Annotated in this window: 12 protein-coding genes; 6 read left to right on the forward strand and 6 right to left on the reverse strand. The window is 71.8% G+C overall.

The annotated features are described in order from the left end of the window. Positions 1 to 301: 301 nt before the first annotated feature. Complete coding sequence (locus tag AC07EG_RS11690; RefSeq protein ID WP_478252999.1) at positions 302 to 1,864, forward strand: dolichyl-phosphate-mannose--protein mannosyltransferase; 1,563 nt, start codon at positions 302 to 304, stop codon at positions 1,862 to 1,864. Positions 1,865 to 1,873: 9 nt separating this feature from the next. Here AC07EG_RS11690 and AC07EG_RS11695 read toward each other — a convergent pair whose 3' ends face one another. Next, the gene (locus tag AC07EG_RS11695) at positions 1,874 to 2,224 is read right to left on the reverse strand and encodes an STAS domain-containing protein (protein ID WP_478253000.1); all 351 of its coding nucleotides are present in this window, start codon (positions 2,222 to 2,224) and stop codon (positions 1,874 to 1,876) included. A 94-nt stretch (positions 2,225 to 2,318) separates the two neighbouring features. On the opposite strand from AC07EG_RS11695, the gene AC07EG_RS11700 reads away from it, so the two are divergent. Further along, positions 2,319 to 2,474, forward strand: coding sequence for a hypothetical protein (locus AC07EG_RS11700; protein WP_478253001.1), 156 nt, complete (start codon positions 2,319 to 2,321; stop codon positions 2,472 to 2,474). Positions 2,475 to 3,242: 768 nt separating this feature from the next. On the opposite strand, the gene AC07EG_RS11705 is transcribed toward AC07EG_RS11700, so the two are convergent. Beyond that, positions 3,243 to 3,590, reverse strand: coding sequence for a DUF1330 domain-containing protein (locus tag AC07EG_RS11705; protein WP_478253002.1), 348 nt, complete (start codon positions 3,588 to 3,590; stop codon positions 3,243 to 3,245). 116 nt (positions 3,591 to 3,706) lie between these two features. Here AC07EG_RS11705 and AC07EG_RS11710 point away from each other — a divergent pair, with 116 nt between their 5' ends. Continuing rightward, positions 3,707 to 4,801: an AI-2E family transporter gene (locus AC07EG_RS11710; RefSeq protein ID WP_478253003.1), complete on the forward strand. Its 1,095-nt coding sequence runs from the start codon at positions 3,707 to 3,709 to the stop codon at positions 4,799 to 4,801. A gap of 14 nt (positions 4,802 to 4,815) precedes the next feature. Here AC07EG_RS11710 and AC07EG_RS11715 read toward each other — a convergent pair whose 3' ends face one another. From AC07EG_RS11715 to AC07EG_RS11725, 3 genes are all read right to left on the reverse strand, one after another. After that, entirely contained in the window at positions 4,816 to 5,250 is a 435-nt protein-coding gene (locus AC07EG_RS11715) for a hypothetical protein (RefSeq protein WP_478253004.1), read from the reverse strand. A gap of 67 nt (positions 5,251 to 5,317) precedes the next feature. Further along, positions 5,318 to 6,655, reverse strand: a complete 1,338-nt coding sequence (locus tag AC07EG_RS11720) for a serine hydrolase domain-containing protein (protein WP_478253005.1) — start codon at positions 6,653 to 6,655, stop codon at positions 5,318 to 5,320. After that, positions 6,652 to 6,912: a hypothetical protein gene (locus AC07EG_RS11725; protein WP_478253006.1), complete on the reverse strand. Its 261-nt coding sequence runs from the start codon at positions 6,910 to 6,912 to the stop codon at positions 6,652 to 6,654. The genes AC07EG_RS11720 and AC07EG_RS11725 overlap by 4 nt, the downstream gene beginning before the upstream one ends. 169 nt (positions 6,913 to 7,081) lie before the next feature. Between AC07EG_RS11725 and AC07EG_RS11730 the strand changes: the two genes are divergently transcribed. The 3 genes from AC07EG_RS11730 (at position 7,082) to AC07EG_RS11740 (ending at position 10,247) form a co-directional block, all read left to right on the forward strand. Then, on the forward strand, positions 7,082 to 8,005 hold the full coding sequence (locus AC07EG_RS11730; protein WP_478253007.1) for a GbsR/MarR family transcriptional regulator: 924 nt from the start codon (positions 7,082 to 7,084) through the stop codon (positions 8,003 to 8,005). A gap of 82 nt (positions 8,006 to 8,087) precedes the next feature. Then, positions 8,088 to 9,569 carry an MFS transporter gene (locus tag AC07EG_RS11735; protein WP_478253008.1) on the forward strand — a complete coding sequence of 494 codons (1,482 nt, stop codon included), beginning with the start codon at positions 8,088 to 8,090 and terminating at the stop codon, positions 9,567 to 9,569. A gap of 333 nt (positions 9,570 to 9,902) precedes the next feature. After that, positions 9,903 to 10,247 (forward strand): YybH family protein, encoded by a 345-nt coding sequence (locus AC07EG_RS11740; RefSeq protein WP_478253091.1) that lies wholly within the window; start codon positions 9,903 to 9,905, stop codon positions 10,245 to 10,247. Between the two features lie 13 nt (positions 10,248 to 10,260). On the opposite strand, the gene AC07EG_RS11745 is transcribed toward AC07EG_RS11740, so the two are convergent. After that, a complete protein-coding gene (locus tag AC07EG_RS11745) occupies positions 10,261 to 15,276 on the reverse strand; it encodes an RHS repeat-associated core domain-containing protein (RefSeq protein WP_478253009.1) in 5,016 nt (1,671 codons plus the stop codon). Positions 15,277 to 15,479: the final 203 nt, after the last annotated feature.

The raw sequence follows: 15,479 nt of genomic DNA on the forward strand, positions 1-15,479 counted from the left end.
CACCTGACGGACGTTGCCATGAAGGTTCCTCATTTTCTTGCCGGAATCGGGCGAAGGTGGTTCAACCACCGTGAAACTACTGGTTGGACGGGTTCGCCGCTGCGGTTCGAATGGCCGATTCAGCCGGTTCCATGCGGTGCGTCCGACGATCGTGTGAAGAACCCCACCCGAAAGTTGATCATGGTGGACGGGAAAGAGATTCACGTTGACCAGTCGTTTTTCCCGCGGTGTGCTCGACTGTACGTGCGGTCGGTGGAGGCGTCATTTTTTCGCGGTATTGCCATTGCCGAATTGATGGGAAATGAATTGCGAGTCGATCACCTCGCGGCCGGCGGGGCCGCCGGGGCTAGAATCCCGATGCGTGATCACGGCCCCGCACGCGTCGACCCCCGGGCACCTCGCCACCGGACAGCTGACCGATCGCGCCCGGTCGTGGTGGGTCACCGCGGTCATCACGCTCGCCGCCGCCGTGGTGCGCCTGCAGGACCTCGGCACGCCGACGGACAAGGGCACCCCGGTCTTCGACGAGAAGTACTACGCGGTGCAGGCCTGGCAGATGCGGCGCAACGGCGGGTTCGAGGACAACGCCGGCTACGAGGTGATCGTGCACCCGCCGCTGGCCAAGCAGCTCATCGCGCTGGGGGAGTGGGCGCTGGGTTACCACGGCTGGGGCTGGCGGATCAGCTCGGCCCTGGCCGGGGTGCTGATCGTGCTGCTGGTGGTGCGCATCGCCCGCAGGCTCACCCGGTCCACCCTGCTCGGCGCGGTGGCCGGCGTGCTCGCCCTGTGCGACGGCATGCTGCACCTGCAGTCCAGGATGGCGATGCTGGACATCTTCCTGGTGCTCTTCGTCGTGGCCGCCTTCGGCTGCCTGCTGGCCGACCGCGACCAGGTGCGGCAACGGCTGGCCGAAGCGGCCCGGTGCGGCTGGCTGAGCGGGCCGTACGGGCCGCGGCTGGGGTTCCGGTGGTGGCGGTTCGGGGCCGGGGTGCTGCTCGGGCTGGCGGTCGGGGTGAAGTGGTCCGGGCTGTACTACGTGGCCTGCTTCGGGCTGCTGTGCGTCGGGTTCGACGTGGCGGCCCGCCGGGCGGCCGGGGTGCCCCGCCCGTGGCTCGGCGCGCTGCGCCGCGACGTGGCCCCGGCGCTGTGGGGGCTGCTCGTCATTCCGGTACTGGTGTACCTGGGTACCTGGTGGGCGTGGTTCGCCAGTGAAACGGCCACCGATCGGCACGCCGTGGAAACCGAGCAATTGGTGCCGGGTATTTGGGGCTGGGTCCCGGCGGCGGTCCGTTCCCTGGTCTATTACACGGTCAACGTGCTCGATTTCCACGAAACTCTGCTCACCCCGGAAAACGATCCGCACCCGTGGGAATCGAAACCGTGGACCTGGCCGATGGGCCTGCGGCCCATCCTGTATTCCTACGCCTCGGACGGCTGCGGCACCGACGACTGCGTGCGGGCCACGATGCTGGTCGGCACCCCGGCCATGTGGTGGCTGTCGCTGCCGGTGCTCGCCTGGGGCCTGTGGCGCTGGCTGTTCGCCTTCGACTGGCGGTACGCCGCGGTGGTCGTCGGTTACCTGGCCGGGCTGGTGTTCTGGTTCCCGAACCTCGACCGGCAGATGTACTACTTCTACGCCGCGCCGATGGCCCCGTTCCTGGTGCTCGGCCTGACCCTGGTCTGCGGCCAAGTGCTGGGCAGCGCCCGCGGCGGCTTCGAACGGCGGGGCACCGGGCTGCTCGCCGTGTCCCTCTACATCGGACTCGTGGTGGCCAACTTCGCCTGGCTGTGGCCGATCCTCAACGGCGACCCGATCACCCGCGAGCACTGGCAGGCCGAGCTCTGGCTCCCGTCCTGGCGGTGAGCCGGGCGCCTAGCCGATCGCGTCCCGGCGGTCGTCGAAGACGGCGAACAGGGCGTCCAGCTTGGTCATCCGCAGCGGGCGGAGCACCTCCTGCTGCCGCGCGACGAGCCGGACCTCGACCTCTTCGTGGTGTTGCCGGAGTTCGGCGAGCACCGCGAGGCCGGAGGAGCCGAGGAACGGCACCGCGGTGAGGTCGACGACCACCGCCTCCGGTGACCCGGCCAGCGCGCGCCGGAGGACCGCGGCCAGCTCCGGCGCCGTGGCCATGTCGACCTCACCGGTGACGGTGACCACGGTGACGGCACCGGCCTGGACCAGGTCGGTCTGGAGCGGGGGTTCGTCCGGAGCCGTCGAAACCATGCCGACCAGTTTGCCCGGCCGGAGCGGGGGGCTCAATCCTGACGCGCGAACCGTGACCCCGGTAGTTTCCATACGTGTACGAATGCGTATGTAAATGTGGGGCGGCCCGGCGGTGATCTCGCGGGCGAACATCCTGCCCGCCCGCGGGGTGGAGGCGCTCGACCGGCTGGGTGCGGGCGACGGATTGCGTGAACGGTCGCTGGCCCCGGACGGCCTGTGGCGGCTGATGGCCGACGTGCCCGCCCCCTGACCGAAGCCGAGCTCGTCGCCCGGTTCGAGCGGCTGCTGGCCGAGCGCGCCGGGGAGACCGGGGTGCGCGTCCGCGAGGCCGTGTGGGCCTCGGTCTCCGCATCCACCGGCTACCGGCGGGGCCGCCCGCCGCTGGCGGGCGAACACCGGGGTCCTGGTCGGCGAAAGCGTGAGCTGCCGCCGCGGCCCGCTCGGCGGCCGGGGCGGGTACCCGCGCCCCGGCGACCGCGTGCCGGACCGGGCCTGCCGCCGCGCCGACGGGACCCTTCGACCCGGCTGCACACCGAGCTGTCGCCCGCCTGGTGCTCCTGGCGCGGGAGGACGCCGGTGCGCTGCTGGCGAAGGTGACCGTCTGCCAGCGCTGGCAGTCCAAGGGGACCTGCTCGCCGAGGCGATCGAGAAGGTGCGCGACGGCATCCCGGGCCTGGGTGCGGTGCCCGCCGCCGAAGAGCTGCCGGACTTGCTCGGCGAACTGCTGCCGCGGTGGGGCGAGGCGCTGGCCGCCCCCGGTACCGGGCGCTGTCCGCCCGCCTGCTCGGCCCGGGCCACCCGGCGGCCTACTGGTACGTCCTCCCGCGGCGGGAGCAGGACTGGGCCCGGCTCCGGCGGCCCAGCGCAGCGGGGTGCCGGAGCCGCCGCCGATCTCGACTTGCTGCTGGACACGACGGCCGGTGCGGTCAGCCACCACCTGCTCCTGGAGCCGGGCAGTCCGGGGAGATCACCGGTTACCCGCGCCGGATGCTGCGGCAGGCTGGGTTCGCGGTTGGGCTCAGCCGTCGGCCAGCGCGGTGCGCAGCGCCTGCACGGCGGCGGTCGGCCGGTAGCCGTCGGGAACCCCGTCGACCATGATGATGTCGCCGTCGATGTGCCGGGAGCGCAGCGGCGCGATCTCCCGGTAGGCGGGCGAATCCCACCAGGTCCGGGCGTCGGCCAGGCTCGGGAAGCCGATCATCACCAGGTGGCCGGGCCACTCGCCCTCCTTCACCTCGTGCGGGGTGGCGTGCACCAGGTAGCGGCCGCCGTGCGGCTCGAAGGTGCCGACGAGCCGCTCCATGTACTCGGCGATCTCCGGGTGCGGGTCGGCGTCGGCCAGGCGGGCGATGACGTAGGCGGGCACGGGTTCCTCCTGGGGTTCGGGTTCGGTGCTGATCGTGGCATCCGGGCGGGCGTGGTGGCGATTACCTCCGAGGTCATCGGAGCGCGCCACGGGAGCCGTCCGTTTAGGGTGGGCGCATGCGTGTGTCGCTGGATGCTGCGAAGACCCGGTCCGCACTGCGCACCTCGGCGCGCGCCTCCCTGCAACTGCTGCTGGTCCTGCTGCTGGCCGGGGTGGTGCTGTGGCTGGTCGGCCGGATGTGGTCGGTGGTCTGGCCGGTGGTGCTCGCCCTGCTGCTCACCACGCTCACCTGGCCGGTGGCGCGGTTCCTGCGCCGCCGCCGGTGGCCCGCCGCGCTGGCCGCGGCCACGGTGACGGTGCTGTTCCTGCTCGGGGTGGCCGGGGTGGTGCTGCTCATCGTGCTGCCGGTGGTGAGCCAGTCCGGTGAGCTGGTCGACGGTGTGGTCCGCGGCATCGAGCAGCTGCGGCGGTGGGCGGCCGGGCCGCCGCTGAACATCGGCGAAGCCGAGATCAGCAGCGCGCTGGACACGGCGGTCGACCGGGTGCAGAACAGCGTCGGCAACATCCTCACCGCCACGGCCACCGGTGTCGGCACGGTGGCCAACGGCCTGGTCACCGCGGTGCTGGCGGTGTTCCTGATGTTCTTCTTCCTCAAGGACGGCCCGCGGTTCCTGCCGTGGCTTCAGCGCCAGCTGCCCGGGCGCCTGGCCACGGACGTGCCGGTGGTGGCCGAGCGGTGCTGGGGCACACTCGGCTCGTTCGTCCGCTCGCAGGCCTTCGTCGGGCTGCTGGACGCGGTGTTCATCGGCATCGGGTTGTGGATCGTCGGTGTGCCGCTGGTGCTGCCGCTGGCGGTGCTGACCTTCGTCGCCGCCTTCGTGCCGATCGTCGGCGCCCTGTTCGCCGGTGCCGTGGCGGTGCTCATCGCCCTGGTCTCCAACGGGCTGGTCGACGCGCTGATCGTGCTGGGCATCATCGTGGTGGTGCAGCAGCTGGAGGGCAACGTCTTCCAGCCCATGCTGCAGAGCCGCGGCCTCGGCCTGCACGCCGGGGTGGTGCTGCTGGCGGTCACCCTCGGCGGCAGCCTGGCAGGCATCACCGGCAGCCTGCTCGCCGTGCCCGTCGCGGCGCTGGTCGCGGTGATCTGGAACTACCTGCGCGAGCAGCTGTCCACGACCGCGCCGGAGGAACCGGCCGAAGAACCCGGCTGACCCCCGGCCGGTGGCTACGGCCGCTGCCCCACCGCGTCGGCGGTGTCGCGGCGCAGGCTCTGCACCATCGTCAGGAGTCCGAACAGGACCACCACGAACAGCGTCAGCAGACCCCCGGCGGCCCGCACGCCGAACGCCAAGTCCTCCGGTGCCGCGACGATCGCCGGGACCACCGCCACCGGCAGGACCAGCGCGGCCCCGCCACCCACCGCGGTCAGGACCCGGCCGATCGGCAGGCGCCGGAGCAGCAGCACCGCGCCGGCCAGGCAGCACCCGCCGTCGGCGGCCAGGAAGACCCGCAGCACCAACCCGGAGGTGGTCAGCCGGGCGTCCTCCGCGGCGAGCTGGCCCGCCGCCGCCAGCAGGCCGAGCAGGCCCAGCACCACCGCGAAACCGGCGGCCAGCGCGGGCGGGACCGGGCTCGGCCGCCGTCCGTCCTGATACGTCACCACTGCCTCCCCTCATCGGAGACCGCAGTTTGTGCCGGGCCGGTACAGCGGCCATACATTCCTCGGGCTACCGGCGCGGGTGCACGCGGCAGTTGGTGTGCAGGTATCCCGCCGTGCCCCCGGTGAAGTCGTAGAGCGCGACGCTCCGGGTGTCTTCCAGCGGATCCGCCGGCGGCACCAGGAAGTGCGTTTCGCTCACCGGGAGCAGGTCGTGGGTGAGGCGGTCCGGCTTGCCGAGGAACGCGGCGTGCAGCGGGTCGAGGGTGACGGTCAGCCGCAGCTGCCCGCCTTCGGCCGACACCTCGTACCGCGAACCGGGGCGTTCGTAGACGCCGGTGTACCTGGCCGGGTCCAGCCGCAGCGCCGGGTCGGGTGCGGGCGGGCCCGGCACGGTGCCCTCACCCAGGATTTCGTCGAACACCCTGCGGTAGAAGTTTTCCCGCGGCCCGCCGTTGGTCAGCAGCGCGATGGCGGTGCCCGATTCCGGCAGGATGCGCAGCCGGGCGTTCTGGCCGATCGTGCTGCCGTCGCTGGCGTAGACGGTCTCGCCGTGCCAGTCGCAGACGATCAGCCCGAGCGCCCATTCCGGCCCGAACAGGTGGGGATCCGGTACCGGCACCCGTGACCGCATCATCTCCCGGACGCTCTCCGCCGAGACGACGCGCTTTCCTGCCGGCGTCACGCCTTCGCCGAGGAGGACGTGTGCCATCGCGAGCACTTCCCGGATCGTCGACGTGAGGTTGCCACCGGGGCCGTAGGCCCGCGGCAGGTGGTCCACCGGCGTGACGATCGGGCCCTCGTCCAGGGAGCGGATCAGGTGCCCGGTCGCGGCCCGCGCCGGGTCCACCTGCTCGTGCCGGGTGTGCGTACTGGTCAGGCCCAGCGGGTCGAAGATGCGCTCCCGCATGACGTCGTCCCAGCTCTTGCCGTCGCAGACCTCCAGGATCCGCCCGAGGAGCGCGTAACCCAGCGCCGCGCTGTAGCCGTGGGTGTACCCGGGCGGGAACACCTGGGGCGCGTCGGCGATGTTCTCCACCATGCGCTGGTAGACGTCGTCGCCTTCGCCGGGATCACCGAAGGCTTCCTCGATCCCGTTGGTGTGGTTCAGCAGCTGGCGCACGGTGATCGTGGCACCCGCTCCGGGGTCGGCCACCGCGAAATCGGGCAGGTGCGTGCGCACCGGATCGTCCAGCTCGACCTTGCCCTCGTCGACCAGTTGCAGGAAGGCCAGCGCGGTCCAGGTCTTGGTCATGGAGCCGCATTGGTAGACGGTGTCCGCCGTCGCGGGCTCACCGGTTTCCACGTTCTTCACGCCGGTGGCGAATTCGCTGATATGTCCATTGTGGAGTATTCCGGCGACCGCGCTCGGGATCCCGTGCTCCGCGAGGAGTTCGGCGCGGATCACTTCGGCAGGCCGACCGCGTTCGCCGCGTCCGCCTCGAAGTACTCCGTGGTGGCGTGGGCGCCGGCGTGCGCTTCGAAGAATTCCCGGACACCTTCGACGGATTCGTGGGTGATGATGTTCACCGCCTTGGCCCCGTCCGTGCTCGCGACCGCCAGCGTCCACCGGGCTCCCGCGGGCAGCTTGGCGTGCGCCTGCTTCAACCCGGTCCAGAACCCGTTCTCGTCCGAGACGGCCGACACGGCCAGCACCTGCATCATGGCTTTCCTCCCTGTTTCCGGATGCGGAAAAGCTACGTTGCGTTTCAGTTGTCGTCAACGCAGAAACCCATGTATATCAACAATCGTTGCAACAGGATTGTGAATGAATGCAATTACCTTCCGCGGGCGTTGCACTGTACTGTGCGGGAAGGCAAAGGAGGGGGGATCGGTGCCAGGGGGCAGGCTGACCCACGAGGACCGCCGCCGGATCGCGGCGTGGCTGGCCGACGGGCTCGGGTACGCCGAGATCGGGCGGCGCCTCGGCAGGCCGACGTCCACGATCAGCCGTGAGGTCGCCCGCAACGCCGCCTCCGGTGACTACCTCGCCGAGCACGCGCAGCGGATCGCCGGTCACCGCGCCCGGCGGCGCAAACCGGCCCGGCCGCCGGAACCCGTGCCGGACGAGCGGCACCGGTTCGTCGGCGAGTTCGCCACCCTGCTGGCCGCCACCGGCCTGCCGCGGATGACCGCCCGGGTGTTCGCCTGCCTGCTCACCGCCGAGGCCGACGGCCTGACCTCGGCCGAACTGGTGCACCGGCTCCGGGTCAGCCCGGCCTCGGTGTCCAAGTCCATCGGCTTCCTCGAAGCCATGGAACTGGTGGTGCGCCGGGCGGACCCCGGTGGCCGCCGTGAGCGGTACGGCATCGACGACGACGTCTGGCTCCGGGCGTGGCAGGCCGACACCGGAGCCCACGGCGAGATCGCCAACGCGGCCCGGCGAGGCATCGAGATCTTCGGCGCCGGCACCACCGCGGGTGTGCGGCTCGGGCAGACGGGCCGGTTCTTCGCCCGGCTCAGCGCGCAGATGAGCGGTAGCGCCCTGGCCGAGCTCACCGAACCCGCCGGGCACGACGCGCTGACCGTGCTCGCCGCCCTCGTGCACGCCGGGCGGCCGCTCACCCCGGCCGCGCTGGCCACCGCGCTCGGCTGGTCCGGTGAACGCACCGCCGCCGCCCTGGACCTGATCCGCCGCCGGCCCGGGATCGCCGACCCCCTGGTGCTGCGGAGCGCCGGGCACGGGCGGTACACCGCCACCACCAGCCCGGAGCGCCTGAGCCCGGCCCAGCGCGCCGCACTGGAGTCCGCCGGATAAAAGTCGCGGCCGGATGTCGGTTGCCGGCTGGGCCGTTCGTCGTCTTGGTGAGCGAGCAAATCACCGAGGTGAGGACGGGATCATGAACATGGAGACGACCGGGCGGGCCGGGCGGCGGGAGTGGATCGGGCTGGCGGTGCTGGCGCTGCCGACGCTGCTGCTCTCGCTGGACATGAGCGTGCTGCACCTCGCGGTCCCGCACCTGGCCGCCGACCTGCGGCCCAGCGGTACCGAACTGCTGTGGATCATCGACGTCTACGGCTTCATGATCGCCGGGTTCCTGGTCACCATGGGCACGCTCGGGGATCGCATCGGCAGGCGGAAACTGCTGATGATCGGCGGGGCCGCGTTCGGCCTGGCCTCGATCGCGGCGGCGTTCGCCACCAGCCCGGAGGTGCTCATCGCCGCGCGTGCCGTGCTCGGTGTCGCCGGAGCCACGCTGATGCCGTCGACGCTGGCCCTGATCAGCAACATGTTCACCGACGCGAAGCAGCGCGGCACGGCGATCGCGGTGTGGATGAGCTGCTTCATGGGCGGCATGGTGATCGGCCCGGTGGCAGGCGGGCTGCTGCTCGAGGTGGCGCACTGGGGCGCGGTGTTCCTGCTGGCCGTGCCGGTCATGGTGCTGCTGCTCGTCACCGCGCCGAAACTGCTGCCGGAGTACCGCGACGAGCGGGCGGGCGGGCTGGACCTGGCCAGCGTGGCGCTGTGGCTGGGCGCGGTGCTGCCGATCGTGTTCGCCTTGAAGGAGTTCGCCAAGGACGGGCCGGAGCCGGTCAGCGTGCTCGCGCTGGCCGCCGGCCTCGCGCTCGCCGCGGTGTTCGTGCGGCGGCAGCGGGTGCTGGCGCACCCCATGCTGGACCTGAGCCTGTTCCGCGACCGGAAGTTCACCGCGGCGCTGAGCATCATGCTGGTCGGCGCGCTCACCATGGGCGGGGTCTTCCTGCTGGTCAACCAGTACCTGCAGCTGGTCGAGGGGCTTTCGGCGGCCCAGGCCGGGTTCGCGCTGCTGCCGCAGGCCGGTGCGGTGGTCGCCGGTTCGCTGATCGCCCCCCGGTTCGCCCGGCGCTTCCGGCCGGAGTTCGTGCTCGGCGCCGGAATGCTGGTCGCCGCCGCGGGCATGCTGCTGTTCACCCTGGTCGACGCCGGTGACGGCCTGCTGCTGGTGGTGCTGGGCATCTCGGTGGCGGCGTTCGGCATGGGGCCGCAGGGGGTGCTGTGCACGGAGATGGTGATCAGCGCGGTGCCGCCGCGCAAGGCGGGTGCGGCTTCGGCCATGTCGGAGACCACCGGCGAATTCGGCATCGCCATGGGGATCGCGGTCTTCGGCAGCATCGGCACCGCCGTCTACCGGGCCGAAGCAGACCCCCGAGCCGGCCTCAGCCTGACCGACGCCCTGGCAACCGGCGACGCTTCCCTGCTGGCGGGTGCCAGGGAGGCGTTCACCAGCGGCCTGCACACCGTCGCCGTGCTCGGCGCGGTCGTCGTGGTGGCGTTCGCCGTGATCGGCATGAGCGCACTGCGCCGCAAACCACGGGTGGACGGGGAACTGGTCACCGCCTGAGCGCGGGTGCGACCACTCGGGGCGCCGATACGACCCGCCCGGCTCGAGCCGGTTGACGCATCGCTCGATCACGTTGCGCGGCTTGCCGAGGCCGAGCCCCGGGCTTGCGGTGAGCGATCTGGCCGCCGCGTTCAGGGATGGTGCGCCACCGCTCGTGCGCGGCCTTCCACGGCCGTAGCTTTCGGGCAGGTCGAGCCATGGCGTGATCCTGGCCCAAAACCTAGAAGCTCTGCTTCTGGAGTCCATGAGTTCTATCTGTTGGACTTCTGGGCCATCCGCGGTCACGCTGGTTGTCAGGAAAAGCAACCAGGAGGAACCGTGTACGAGAAAGCCATGCGCCCCGAAGACCTCACGCGCCTGTTCGTCGAGCGCTCCAACGCCGGGGACGCGGCCGGGGTCGCCGAGCTCTACGAGGTGGACGCGGTGGTGGCGTTCCCGCCCGGCAGCCAGACCGTCGGGCGGGAAGCGATCCGCGTGATGTGGGAGAAGGTGCTCGCCAACCGGCCGCGGTTCGAGCCCGAGCCACCGCTGCCGACGCTGCTCAGCGGCGACCTCGCGCTCACCTCGACCCCGCCGAAGGACGGGACCGGGGCTCGCGCGCAGGTCGTCCGCCGCCAGCCGGACGGCAGCTGGCTCCGGGTGCTCGACCAGCCCGAGTTCGCGCCGCCGGCGAGCTGAACCGCCACCACCGCTACACCCCGGTCATCACCACATCGCTGTCCGGGGTGGACGAACGCGAACCACCCGGGCCGGGCAGATCGGTCAGCTTCCCGGTCAGGGTGTCCAGCTTCTGGCCGTGCGGCGGGAAGTCCGGCAGGTAACCGGGCCCGTAGCGGAAATCGAGGTACTTCTGCACGTCCGGGGTCAGGTTCTGGTACTCCGCCTTGAGCGTGAGGTGGTCGCGGATGGACCGTTCGAAGGCGTTGTTCGAATCGGGGAACTTGAGGCCCTCCTTGCCGGGGCTCACGTCCACCTGGTAGTCCAGCTTCAGGTTCTTCAGGTCGTCGCGGACCTTCTCGAACTGCTTCGAGTCGATTCCGGCGGCTTCCAGCTTCCGGTCGTTGGGCACGTCGCTCTTGATCAGCCGGAGCTGGTCGTTGACCGCCTTCACCGGCTCTTCGAAGCTCTTCGACATGTTCTTGTTCGCGGTCTGGGTCAGCGGCGTCAGGTTGTCCTTCGTGCCCGCCCCGTCGAGGTTGTCGTTCTGCAGGTGCCCCTTGACCCACTGCGGGTTCTTGCTGTCGGGGTGGTAGCCGTCGACGTCGGCCAGCTTGTCCTGCAGTTCCTTGCTGTAGCTGCTGTGCTTGGTGCCGTTGAGGTCTTCGACGTCGGTGAGGTGGCCCTTCTTCGGGCTCCAGTCCGCGTTGCGGCTGATCGGGGACCCGTCCAGGGTTTGCTTGCCGGAACTGCGGCCGCCGCCCTGCGCCTCGGTCCGCCCGCTGTCGGGGTCCTTCGCGCCCGGCGGCACCTTCGGCCCGCTGGACGAGGTGCCCCCGGAGCCGCCGCCCTTCGCCGGGCGCCCGCCCATCGGGTTGTACCGGTTGCCGGTGTTCTTGCCCTTGCCGCACTTGCCGGTGCCGGTGGCCGACTGCGCCGCCGCCACGGCCGAGGGGTTGGGCGACTGGGTCGCCGACTGGGCTGCCTGCGCGGCCTGCGCCTCCCGCCGGGACGCCTCCAGCGCGGCTTCCAGCGCCAGCCGCTCGGAGTACCGCCCGGTCAGGCCCAGCGGGTCGGCCGCGCGCAGCGGGTCCGCCACGTACCCCTGCGGGTTCGGCGCCGGTTCCAGGCCGAGCGGGTCGGGGGAGACGTACCGGCCGTTGGCCGGGTCGTAGTACCGGAACACGTTGTAGTGCAGCCCGGTCTCCGGGTCGTGGTACTGGCCGGGGAAGCGCAGCGGGGTGGCGTCCGCGTCACCCGCCCGCGCCAGGCCGAACAGGCTGGTGCGCAGCGGGCGCACCGCGCCGGTGCTCGCATCGACGAGTTCCACCGGCGTGCCGACCTCGTCGGTGACCAGCGCGGACAGCCGGGTGGTGCCGTCCGGCGCGGTGAACACCTGGACCACCGGGCGGTCGTCGTCGGGGTGGTGCACCCAGGTCAGCGTGCCCGTCGGCACGCCGCCGACGGTGTGCGCCGCCTCGATCAGCTTGTTGCCGTCCCAGACGAAGTCGACCTGCTCGGCGACGCCACCGGCCGGGTCCAGCCGCTGCTTGGCCACCCGCCGGTCCAGCGGGTCGTAGCGGTAGCGCCACCGGGTGCCGTCCGGGGTGCGGACACCGGTCAGGTGGTCGTGGGCGTCCCAGGTGAACGTCCAGGTCAGCTCGCCCTGCGCGGTGGCCACCGTGCGCTGGGTCAACCGGCCCTGCGCGTCGTGGGCGTAGCGCACCGCGCCCGCCGACCGCAGCACGCCGCCCTGGTACTGCCGCGGCCCGGCTTCCGCACCGGTCCCGGCCGACGACGAGACCAGGTTGCCGAGCACGTCGTAGGCGTAGCGCTCCACCCCGGCGGGGCTGTGCACCGCCGAGATCCGGCCCAGCTGGTCGAACTCGTAGCTCGCGCCACCGGCCGGGTCCTCCCGCCGGGCGATGCTGCCGTCCGGGCGGCGGTGGTAGCGCCGGACACCGGCCGGGGTCTCCTGGCCGGTCAGCGCACCCGTCTCGCCGAACTCCTGGCGCAGCAACGCGTTCGGCCCGCTGGTGAGCGCGACCGGGCGCCCGGCGGAGTCACGCTGGAACCGCAGCGTGGTGCTCCCGACGACCAGCTCGTCCAGTCGTTCCTCGAACCGCGCCCAGCGGACGTCCACCCCGGACGGGGTGCGGCGGGTGGTGGCGGAAACGCCGTCGTAGTCGAATTCGGTGGTGCGCCCGCCGGTGGTCTGGCGGACCACCCGGCCCTGGTCGTCGTGCGCCAGCTCGATCGCCAGGTCCGGCCCCGCCGCGTGCACCAGCCTGCCCACCGGGTCGTAGCGGTAGCGCTCACCCACCCCGGCGCTGGTGCGTTCGAGCAGGTTGCCCAGTGCGTCGTAGCGGTACTCGATCCGCTCGCCCGCCGCGTTCACCGCGCCGACGAGCTGCCCGGCCGCGTCGTAGGTCCAGCGGGTGACCCGGCCGTCGAAGTCGGTCTGGGCCACCAGCCGTCCCTCGGCGTCGTAGCTGTACTCCCAGTTCTGCCCGGCCGGATTGGTCACCGCGACCAGCCGCAGCTCGGTGTCGTAGCGCAGGGTGGTGCGGGCGCCCGCCGCGTTGGTCACCGCGGTGACCAGGCCGAACGGGCCGTGCTCGGTGCGCACCACGCGGTTCAGCGGGTCGGTGTGCGAGGCGATGGCGCCCTCGCCGTCGTAGGTCCACCGCTGGTGGGCACCGTCCGGACCGGTCAGCGCCCGCAGCTTGCCTTCGACCGTCCAGCTCAACGCGGTCTCGACGCCGGAGTTGTGCACGACCCGCGGCCTGCCGAACAGGTCCAGCCGCGGCGCGGGTGCTTCCCCGCCCGGCTCCTCACCCCGGTTCAGCGGCAGCTCGTCGAAGTCGTCGAAGACACCGAGCGGGTCGACGTAGGGGTCGGGCAGCGCCGGGGCGGCGTAGCGACGCCGGAAGGTGCGCCCGTCCACGGTCACCGCGATCTCCAGCGCGGTTTCGCTGCGCTCGACGACCAGCACCTCGGTGCCGTCGGGACGGCGCACCGCACGCAGGATGCCCGCCGCGTCGTGCTCGAACTCCGTGCGCCTGCCCAGCGGGTCGGTCCTGGCCAGCAGCAGGTCGTGCCTGCCCCATTCGCTGAGGGTGGTGTGCCCCAGCTTGTCCGTTTCGGCCACCACGTTGCCCGCGGCGTCGAATTCGAAGACCTTGGTGTGCCCCAGCGAGTCCGTGGTCGTGGTGCGGCCTTCGCCGTAGCTCAGGGTGCCGTCGAGGTAACCCTGGTCGCCGACGGTGCGCACGCAGCGGCCCGCTTCGTCGTAGACGTAGCGGTACCAGGCGCCGTTGTGGTCGGTCCAGCCGAGGATCCGGCCACGGGGGTCGTGGTCGTAGCGCGCGGGCCGGGGGGAGGAGTTGGTGCGCTGCGCCAGGTGCCCGTGCTGGTCGTATTCGTACCGGGCGACCGGCACCTCGGTGTTGTCGGTGTTGTTGCTGATGGCCCGGATCGCCCGCACGCGCCCGTTTTCGGTGTCGAAGGCGAGGCGCGCGCCACCCGAGTGCCGCAGCAGGACGGGCGCACCGCCGGGGTCGCGCTCCAGTTCGACGAACTCGCCGTCCTCGGCACGCACCTCGCGCAGCAGGTATTCGGCGGAGCCGCCGGGCGCGGGCACGAACCGGCGGTCCAGGCCGCGGCCGGGGTCGGTGAGCACGAAGTCCGAGCCGTCCGTCCGCAGCAGGCGCGGCGGGCCGAACTCCGGCCCCGTCGCGGCCCCCGGCTCGGGCACCGGGAAGGTCAGCACCATGGCGTCCGCGGAGCAGTAGCGGATCGCGCCGTTCACCAGCGCCAGCCGCTCGTCGACCACCGACGCCCACGACCGGCCGAACCACCGTCCGTCCGAATAGGACGAAACGTGGTTGCGCACGACCAGTTCGCCCAGCGCCCCCGGCACCTTGAGGTCGACCTCGGTGAGCAGCACGTCACCGGTGGCGACGTCGATCGGGTCGAACTCGCAGGCCTTGTTGCCCGGCTCCTTGTTCTTCGACGGGTCGTTGCCGCCGTTGCCCTTGGAGTTGCCTCCGCCGCCCTTGGCGCCGGAGGGGGTGGTGCCGCCGTCGAGGCCGCGGCTGGTCACCGGCGGGTCCGGCGGCGGGTCGGCCTTGGTGTTCGGCGGCGGGGTGCCGCCACCCGAAGCGGAGTCACCCCTGGCCCCGCTGGGCGTGGTGCCGCCGTTGCTCTGGCCGGGCGGGTCCTTGGGGGTGGGGCCGGCGCCGCTGGGGGTGGTGCCGCCGCCGGGTTTGACCTCGTCGGGCTTGGCGGGTTTGCCGTTTTTGATGTTCTTGAGGGCTTTGGTGGCGTCGTCGAAGGAATCGCCGAGTTTTTTGAGCAGGGGGGAGAGCTTGCGCAGGGCGTCGACGAGCTTCTTGGTGATGTCGGCGATCTTGGCCGCGGTCTTGGCGACCGCGGCCACCACCTGGGGCACGACCCAGGCCAGGCCGATGCCCAGGGTGAACAGGACCTGCAGCGCCCAGCTGATGAGGTGGCCGACCAGTTCGGCGATGATGTCGCGGACCAGGCTGCGCACGGCGCCGACGACCTCGCCGGCGGTGCCGATGCCGCTGGAGGCGCCTTCGGCGGCGGTCTGGGCGGTGGAGATCAGGGTGGCGGTGTCGGCGCCGCGGGTGCGGTAGGTGTCCCCGGCGGGTCCGGTCCAGGAGGCGGTGTCCTCTTCGATCATCTTGGCCAGGTCGGCGCTGATCGCGGAGAGTTCGGTGCCGACGTTCTTCCAGGTCTCGGAATGGGCCTTGATCTCGTCGGGGTTGCCGGTGAGGGCGTCGAGGGCGTCGGAGAGGGGGCCGACGTGCTCCATGAGCCAGCCGACGCCGGCGGCGAGGATGGAGCCGAAGGGGTCCATGGCCATGCCCAGGGCGTCGAGGGCGGTGCCGACCGCGCCGAGCACGCCACCGGCCCAGTCACCGCTTTCGATCGCCTTGCTGGTCTCGCTGACCGATTCCAGCAGCGGGATGCCGGAGATCGCCGTGGTCGAATCCTTGACCTCGGCCACCAGGGGATTGCTCACAGCTCCGCCTTCTGTCGTCCGTCGCGGGGGTCGTGCCGCCCGAGTCAACCGGGTGAACGACGGCGCTCCGGGCGCAACTCGCCGACTTTGCCCGATCCGCCACGGGGATCTGCCCGGTCGCCTCACCGGTGGCGTGCCGGCACCAGCGGTGTGTGCGTCCCGTGCCGGTGGGGCGCCAGCCTGGGGCGATCCCCGACCAGCGG

The sequence above is a fragment of the Amycolatopsis sp. NPDC045836 genome (genome assembly GCF_056431745.1).

Excerpts from the sequence above, each read along its gene's own strand:
- AC07EG_RS11740 (WP_478253091.1), top strand. The coding sequence starts at position 9,903 with ATGCGCCCCGAAGACCTCACGCGCCTGTTCGTCGAGCGCTCCAACGCC.
- AC07EG_RS11695 (WP_478253000.1), bottom strand. The coding sequence starts at position 2,224 with ATGGTTTCGACGGCTCCGGACGAACCCCCGCTCCAGACCGACCTGGTC.
- AC07EG_RS11710 (WP_478253003.1), top strand. The coding sequence starts at position 3,707 with ATGCGTGTGTCGCTGGATGCTGCGAAGACCCGGTCCGCACTGCGCACC.
- AC07EG_RS11690 (WP_478252999.1), top strand. The coding sequence starts at position 302 with ATGAATTGCGAGTCGATCACCTCGCGGCCGGCGGGGCCGCCGGGGCTA.
- AC07EG_RS11700 (WP_478253001.1), top strand. The coding sequence starts at position 2,319 with ATGTGGGGCGGCCCGGCGGTGATCTCGCGGGCGAACATCCTGCCCGCC.
- AC07EG_RS11735 (WP_478253008.1), top strand. The coding sequence starts at position 8,088 with ATGAACATGGAGACGACCGGGCGGGCCGGGCGGCGGGAGTGGATCGGG.
- AC07EG_RS11725 (WP_478253006.1), bottom strand. The coding sequence starts at position 6,912 with ATGATGCAGGTGCTGGCCGTGTCGGCCGTCTCGGACGAGAACGGGTTC.